This window comes from uncultured Sphingomonas sp., from assembly GCF_964021865.1.
GTDB lineage: Bacteria > Pseudomonadota > Alphaproteobacteria > Sphingomonadales > Sphingomonadaceae > Sphingomonas.
Map to the genome: position 1 here is coordinate 20,279 of NZ_CAXIAM010000046.1, position 7,194 is coordinate 27,472.

Genomic DNA, 7,194 nt, shown 5'->3' on the forward strand with positions numbered 1-7,194 from the left:
GAGGAAGACAGCCGTATGCCGACCGACGACGCTCCGCGAATACTGATCGACGAACTCGTCCTCGCTTATGGGGCACGCCGCGTCCTCGACGGTCTGTCGCTGCGCGTCCCTGCTGGCAGCATCACCGCCCTGCTGGGCGGCAACGGTGCCGGCAAGTCGACGACGCTGGCGGCCCTGCTGGGCTTCGCGCGGGCGCAGTCGGGTACGATCGCGATCGACGGCATCGACCCGGGCGTTGCGCCCGACATGGTTCGGCGACGGATCGCCTACCTGCCCGAGAACGTCGCCCTCTACGAGCACCTCACCGCCGTCGAGAATGCCGACTATCTGCTCGCGCTCTCCGACGAGCGTCACGGCCGCGCCGCGATCACGACGGCACTCGCCGCCGCAGGTCTCCAGCGCGACGCGTGGGACCAGCGGCTCGGCGGCTTCTCCAAGGGCATGCGGCAGAAGGTCGCGATCGCGGTCGCGCTGCTGCGCGAGGTGCCCGTGCTCCTGCTCGACGAACCGACCTCCGGGCTCGACCCGCGCGCGACCGCCGACTTCAACGCACTGCTGGTGGCGGTGCGCGATCGCGGCACCGCGGTGCTGATGGTGACGCACGATCTGCTCTCCGCCGCCGATATCGCCGACCGCATCGGCTTCCTCGAGGGTGGCAGGATCGTGCACGAGGTCGCCGCGTCCGGCCCGGCGCGGTTCGACGTGCGTGCGCTGCACGCCCGCTTCGCAGTCGCGGGGCGTGACGCTGCATGAGCGTGCTGACCCTCATCGCCCGCGACGAGCTTCGCCTGATGCGGCGCAACCGTGTCGCCGTGATCGCGCTCGTGCTGCTGGTACTGCTGTCGCTGACCGCGACGCTCAGCTCCTGGGCGCACCAGCGCGCGAGCGCCGACCTGCGCCTCCGCCACCAGCATGAGGCGGAGCATGCCTTCGACGCCCAGCCGGACCGTCACCCGCACCGCATGGTGCACTACGGCCACTTCATCTTCCGCCCGCTCGGCCCGCTCGCCGCGTTCGATCCCGGGGTCGACGCCTTCACCGGCAGCAGCATGTTCCTCGAGGGTCACCGCCAGAACACCGCCAATTTCGGCGACGTGCGACAGAGCTCACTGCTGGTTCGCTTCGGCCAGCTGACCCCGGCGTTCGTCCTGCAGACGGTCGCGCCGCTGCTGCTCATCTTCCTCGGCTTCGGGGCGGTGGCGCGCGAGACCGAGCGCGGCACGCTGCGCCTGCTCCTGCTGCAAGGTGTCGGGAGAACGCGCCTGGTGGCCGGCAAGCTGCTGGCGCTCGGCGCCGTCGCGCTCGTGGCTGGCCTTCCCGCGATGGTCGGATTGATCGCCATCGCGGCGCAACCGGGCGCGCTCGCGCTCCCGATCGCGACGCTCGCGCTGGGCTATGCCGGCTATCTCGGCCTCTGGGTGGTGCTGATCATGCTGGTGTCGACGCTCGCGCGACGGACCCGGGATGCGTTGCTGATCCTGGTGGCGCTCTGGGCGGTCACGGTGGTGCTCCTGCCCCGCGTCGCGCCGGACCTCGCGAGCGCCGCTGTGCCACTCACCAACCGTCTGCAGACCGACGTCGCCATCGCGCGCGACCTGCGCCGGTTGGGCGACAGCCACGATCCCGACGATGCACATTTCGCCGCGTTCCAGCGCGCGACGCTGCGCCGCTACGGTGTGACGCGCGTCGAGGACCTGCCCGTCAACTACAAGGGCCTGCTCGCGGTCGAGGGCGAGCGGCTCACGTCCGCGCTGTTCGACCGCTATGCCAGACGCAGCTACGCGGCGCAGGACCGCCAGAACATGCTGGTCGGCATGGCAGGCGTGCTGAGCCCGGCGATCGCGCTGCGTTCGCTCTCGATGGCGGCGGCGGGAACGGACTTTACCGGCCACCGCCGCTTTCTGGAGCAGGCCGAGGCATATCGCTACGCGCTCGTGCAACGGCTCAACTGGATGGAGGCAGAGGCGGTCAGCTACGCCGACGATGTCGCCAAGGATGCCGACGCCGATCGGCGCAAGCGCGTCTCGGGCGACAGCTGGCGCCGGCTGCCCGACTTCCACTATCGCGCGCCCAGCGGGGCGGAGCTGGCGGCGGGAGCCTTGCCCGGGCTGGCCGTGGTGATCGTCTGGCTTGCCGTAGCGGCCGGTGCCTTGGTCATCGCCGCACGTCGCCTGGGAGACCGCCGATGAGGCTCTGGATCCATGAGGCGCGGCTGTTGCTCCGCGCACGGCTCACCATCGTCGTGCTCGCGCTTCTAGCGGCGCTGACGATCGCCGCGCTCGCGGCCGGCGTGGCCGAAATGTCGCGCGAGCGCGCCGCGATCGCGGCGATCCCGGCGGCGCAGGCGGAGGATATCGCCGCCGTCGCCGCCTATGTCGATCGCAGCAAGGACGCAGGAAGCGCGGCCTATTACAGCTTCCATCCGACGTGGGACTCGCCCGCGCCGCTCGCCTTCGCTGCGATCGGCATGCGCGACGTGTCGCCTTACATCCTGCGCGTCCGGGCGCTCGGGCTGGAGGCGCAGATTTACGACGGCGACACGTTCAATCCCCAGCTGGCGCTGCCCGGTCGCTTCGACTTCGCCTTCGTGCTGGTGTTCCTGGCCCCGCTGTTCGTAATCGCCTTGTTCCACGATCTCGTAGCGGGTGAGCGCGAGGCCGGCCGCTGGCGCATGCTGGCGGCCCTGCCGCGCGGAGGCACCGCGCTGACGCGTCGGCGCACGCTGCTGCGCCTCGCGCTGCTGTGGCTCGCGCTGGCACTTCCGTTCGCAACCGTCGCGGCATGGTCGGGCGTCCTGCTGGGATCGATCCTGGTCGTGACGCTCGTCATCGCGGCCTATCTGCTGTTCTGGATCGGGATCGCAGCGCTGGTCGGCCGGCTACGCTGGAGCTCGGTGGCGAACGCGGCGACGCTTGCCGCGTGCTGGCTGGTGCTCGTGCTCGTCGTCCCCACGCTGGCGCACGTCGCGATCAACCGCGCGGTGCCGGTGGCGCAGGGTGCCGAGATCGCGCTGGCGCAGCGCGAACAGGTGAACCACGCCTGGGACATCCCGCGCGAGGAGACGATGCGGCGCTTCTATGCGCACCATCCGCGCTGGGCCGACTCGCCGCCGCTCGGGGTGGCGTTCCACTACAAATGGTACCTCGCCTTCCACCAGGTTGGCGACGAAAGCGTGGCCGCGAGGGTCAAGGCCTATCGTGACGGTCTCGAACGCCGTGACGCACTGGCGCGGGCGCTCGGCTGGGTGCTGCCGTCCGTCGGCGTACAGGCGCTGCTGACGGGACTGGCAGAGACGGACCTACGCGCGCAACTCGCCTATCAGGATCGCATCCGGGCGTTCCACCGCCGGCTGCGCGAATTTTATTACGACTATCTGTTCCACGATCGTCCCTTCGGCGTGGACGACTTCCAGCTCGCACCGGGGTACGAGGACGTGACCCGCCCAAGAGGCATCGCGGCACGGTTCGTGATGCCCGCCACGACCCGGGATCGACGCCCTCTCGCGCCGCCCTCATCCTGATCCTGACGCGTCAAGACCGACGCTGCCCGCAGACGTGGTGTCCGCGGGCAGCGCCTTGAGCGATCAGAGGCCGAAGCGCAGCGTCGCGCGGAGGTCGCGACCGGCGAGCGGGGCGAAGTCCTTGAGGAAGCTTGCCGCGCGCCGCGCGGTCACGTCGAAGATGTTGTTCGCGCTCAGTACAAGCTGGGTCTTGCTGTCGCGCCCGAAGGGCGAGAGGCTCACGCTGGCGTTGACCATCGTATAGTCGTCGGTCCGCGTCTCGAACGGCGCGGTGCGGTTCTGATTAAACGCATGTTCCACCTCGGCGCGCGCGGTGAACCGGTCTCCCTGCGCCTCGAGCCCGCCGAGCACGCGCGGCGCCGGGATCCGCGGGACCGGACCCTGGTCGACGATATTCGCGTGCACATAGTCGCCCAGCACATCGGCGTTGATCCGCGTGGTGCCCAGGGTGAACAGGTTGGCGGAAAGATCCGCCTCGAAGCCGTAGTAGCGCGCATCGGCCTGCTGGTACTGGAAACACGGCAGATCGACCTCGCGGTCGACCGCGCCGAACTGGATCGCGGCCGCCTCGCACACCGACTGATCGGTCTGGTTCTCCGAAATGTAGTTGGAGAACCAGTTGTAATAAGCGGAGGCGTCGAAATTGACCCGGTCGGTATGCGCGTGGAGCGTGGCCTCGAGCCCCCAGCTGCGCTCCAGCCGGAAATTGGCGCTGCCCAGTTCATAGGCCTGCGTCCCGGCGTGGCCGCCGTTCGCGAACAGCTCCTCCGCCGACGGCGCGCGCTCCGTGTAGGAGCCATTCAGACCAATGCGGATCGCGTCGGACAGACCGTAGGACGCGCCCAGCGACCCCGAGAAGGCGCCGAAATTGCGGCGGCCGGCGAAGAAGCGTTGGTCGGCGTCGTTCTTCGCGGTCAGGTCACTCCACTCGTACCGCGCGCCCGCCTCGGCCTTCAGCGCACCGAAGTCGAGCTGCTGCAGGGTGAACAAGCCGGTCTGGTTGGTCTCATTGCGCGGCAGGAAGGCCTCATCGCCGACCACGTTGAACTGGCGGTTGAAATATTGGACGCCCGACGCGCCGGACCACGCCCCCTTGCGCGCCTGGACCAGCTCGAGCCGGCCCTCGAGCCCGTTGTTGTAGAAAGCGGTGCCGACGCTGCCGTCCTCCTCCAGCTCGAAGTGGCGATAGGTGGCGTGCCCCGCGCGGACCCGGATGCGATCGAGGAAGCTGCCGCCGGTCTCGACCTCGCCGCGCAGGTCGACGCGGTTCTGGACGACGTCGAGCCGCGGGGCCTCCTGCTCCTGCCCAACCTCGGTAGCGTAACGGAGCGGGATGCCGTAGAAGCTGTCATAGTGGCTGTAGCTGACGCCCAGCTGGCCGGTGTCGGTGATGATGCTGGCGCCGGCGCCCGCGGTCCAGGTTTCGGAGAAGCTGTTCGGCAGACGGTTGCGGATCGCGGCGCTTGCGGCGAAGTCGATCGGCTCGTCGGTGTCCTGCGGCAGGCCCACCTGGCTGAGCGCGGCCGCGCGCGCGGTCGGCGAGAGCGCGTAGCCACCGATGCGCAGATTATCCGTCTTCAGGTACGAGCCATCGGCATGGAGGACGAGGTGCTGCCCCACCGCTACGTCGCCGGCCATCTCGCCCGAGCGCTCGCTCGCGGCCGAACCATAAGTGGCAATCCCGTTCAAGCGGTAACCATTCTCGGGCACGCTGCGCGGGATGCGCGAGTCGATCACGTTGACGACGCCGCCGACCGCCGACGAGCCGAACAGCAGCGCGCTTGGCCCACGAAGGACCTCGACGCGCTCGGCGAGCAGCGGGTCGATGATGACCGCGTGGTCGACCGAGGTGTTGCTGACATCGATCGAGCCGATGCCATCGGTGAGAACGCGGATGCGCTCGCCCTGGAAGCCGCGTAGGATCGGGCGCGACGCGCTGGGGCCGAAGGACGTCGCAGAGACGCCGGGCAGCCGCGACAGCGTCTCGCCGATCGTCGGGCGCAGGTCGCGCGTGAGCGCCTCGCCGGTCAGTACCGACGTGCCCTGCAGCACGTCGCGCTCGCTACGCTGGATCGGCGCGGTGACGATCACGTCGCGACCGACGGCAGCCTGTCGCGACGAGGTGCGCACACTCGCCGCGCCGCCGCCTTGCTCGGTGCTCGTGACGCCGGTGCCGCCCGAGCCGGATTGGGCCATGGCGGGTGCGGCCAGCACGAGCGCTGCGATGCTGGCGGATGTTTTCAAGACGATCTTCATTTCCGAATCCCCGATCCTTGTCTTCCCTGCGGTATTCGCGATGTTTCGTTATATCAATCCACTTGTGACGTTATATTGCCATATTGGCGCTGCGCGAGCTCTTCCAGCTTACCGATGATGCTCAATTGCGCCTTCACACCACCGATATCACAAATGCGCGAGACACTCGGCCATCTGATCAAGCAGGGGCAGGCAGCGGTTTCGAGGGTCGAGGACACGCGGCGCTCCCTTGATCACTGGCGGTCATTCGCAGCTGATGCGATCGGCAAAACACTCAAGAGGAGCCGCCATGTCGATCCCATCGAGATGGCGACAGAGCGGTTCGATGCGTTTCGCGCGAGTTTGGCTCGGGTCGGACGGTTTCCACCAGGCCACGGCCGTTCCGGCCAAGCAAATTTTCAAGGATTGGTTCGAGCGACGCGCGCCCCGCGCCCCTTGACTGCAACGACAAAGAATTTCCTGACGCGTTTACGCTCGCCGCCTTTGCGCAATGGTGGGTGAAAAACTAAACTATCATGTATGCAATAACAAACGACCAAGCAATGCAGCGCGCAGCGGTGGAATCGAATGTATTGGTGCCTATTGCGAATGTCCAAACGCTTCTAGAGGCAGCAGTTGCTGCGCATGATCTGGACGTCGAGGCAGAAGCAGAGCGTATTGCGGAGCTCCTCGGTTCTTGAAGGCGTTGGGCGAGGCGACCAACGGCGATCTGGAGAATGTCGAACGGATGTACTGGGTCGACTATGGCGATGGCGAGCTGAACGACCTGAACCGCCCCGGGTTTGTCGGAGGCTACAACTCCTGAGAAGCTGGAGCCTGTATCAGCAAGACGACAAACTAGTTTGCGCCCGAGGTCCGCGAGCGAGCGGTACGGATGGTGCTGGACCACAAGCGCCATCACTCATCGCGATGGGCAGCGATAGTTTCCATTGCCGAGAAGATCGGCTGCGTTCCGCAGACGCTGGAGGAGTGGGTAAAGAAGGCGTAGGTGAACAGCGGCAAGCGCGCTGGCGTCCCGACCGAAGTTGCCGACAAGATGAAGGCGCTGGAACGCGAAGTCCGCGAGTTGCGACAGGGCAACGAGATCCTCCGCAAGGCATCCGCATATTTTGCCCAGCGGAGCTCGACCGCCCGTTCCGGCGATGATCGCCCTCATCGACGATCACCGTAAAGCCTATGTGGTCGAGCCGATCTGCCGCGTCTCGCCGATCGCGCCGTCGACGTATTTCGAGCGTGTCGCGCAGCGGCAGCACCCAATGCGCCTGTCGGCGCGGGCGCAGCGGGATCAGGTTCTCAAGCCCGAGGTGGCTCGCGTGTTCGCCGAGAACTTCGCGGTCTACGGGGTCCGCAAGATCTGGCGGCAGATCCGCGCCGGTTTTAGCGGTGGCGGTGGTGCAGGTCGAGCCGCGCGAATCGGG

The 7,194-nt window shown here is 67.6% G+C and carries 6 protein-coding genes, 1 pseudogene and 1 other annotated feature; of the genes and pseudogenes, 6 read left to right on the top strand and 1 reads right to left on the bottom strand.

Annotated features, from left to right (window positions below; translation table 11 throughout):
- Window positions 1-15: 15 nt before the first annotated feature.
- The 3 genes from AADI75_RS12185 to AADI75_RS12195 are packed head-to-tail and all read left to right on the top strand — an operon-like array spanning window position 16 to window position 3,520.
- Window positions 16-753, top strand: a complete 738-nt coding sequence (locus AADI75_RS12185) for an ATP-binding cassette domain-containing protein (protein WP_341209288.1) — start codon at window positions 16-18, stop codon at window positions 751-753.
- On the top strand, window positions 750-2,189 hold the full coding sequence (locus AADI75_RS12190) for a DUF3526 domain-containing protein (RefSeq protein ID WP_341209289.1): 1,440 nt from the start codon (window positions 750-752) through the stop codon (window positions 2,187-2,189). Before AADI75_RS12185 ends, AADI75_RS12190 begins: the two co-directional genes overlap by 4 nt.
- A complete protein-coding gene (locus tag AADI75_RS12195) occupies window positions 2,186-3,520 on the top strand; it encodes a DUF3526 domain-containing protein (RefSeq protein ID WP_341209290.1) in 1,335 nt (444 codons plus the stop codon). Before AADI75_RS12190 ends, AADI75_RS12195 begins: the two co-directional genes overlap by 4 nt.
- Window positions 3,521-3,583: 63 nt before the next feature.
- Here AADI75_RS12195 and AADI75_RS12200 read toward each other — a convergent pair whose 3' ends face one another.
- Window positions 3,584-5,776, bottom strand: a complete 2,193-nt coding sequence (locus tag AADI75_RS12200; protein WP_341209291.1) for a TonB-dependent receptor — start codon at window positions 5,774-5,776, stop codon at window positions 3,584-3,586.
- A gap of 153 nt (window positions 5,777-5,929) precedes the next feature.
- Between AADI75_RS12200 and AADI75_RS12205 the strand changes: the two genes are divergently transcribed.
- The 3 genes and pseudogenes from AADI75_RS12205 to AADI75_RS12215 all read left to right on the top strand — a co-directional run.
- Window positions 5,930-6,277, top strand: coding sequence for a hypothetical protein (locus AADI75_RS12205; RefSeq protein WP_341209292.1), 348 nt, complete (start codon window positions 5,930-5,932; stop codon window positions 6,275-6,277).
- A 175-nt stretch (window positions 6,278-6,452) separates the two neighbouring features.
- Window positions 6,453-6,581: a hypothetical protein gene (locus tag AADI75_RS12210; RefSeq protein ID WP_341209293.1), complete on the top strand. Its 129-nt coding sequence runs from the start codon at window positions 6,453-6,455 to the stop codon at window positions 6,579-6,581.
- A 69-nt stretch (window positions 6,582-6,650) separates the two neighbouring features.
- Window positions 6,651-7,194 (top strand): annotated as a pseudogene (locus AADI75_RS12215) (transposase); the annotation flags it as partial.
- Window positions 6,878-6,993, top strand: a sequence feature (AL1L pseudoknot). (Overlaps the previous pseudogene by 116 nt.)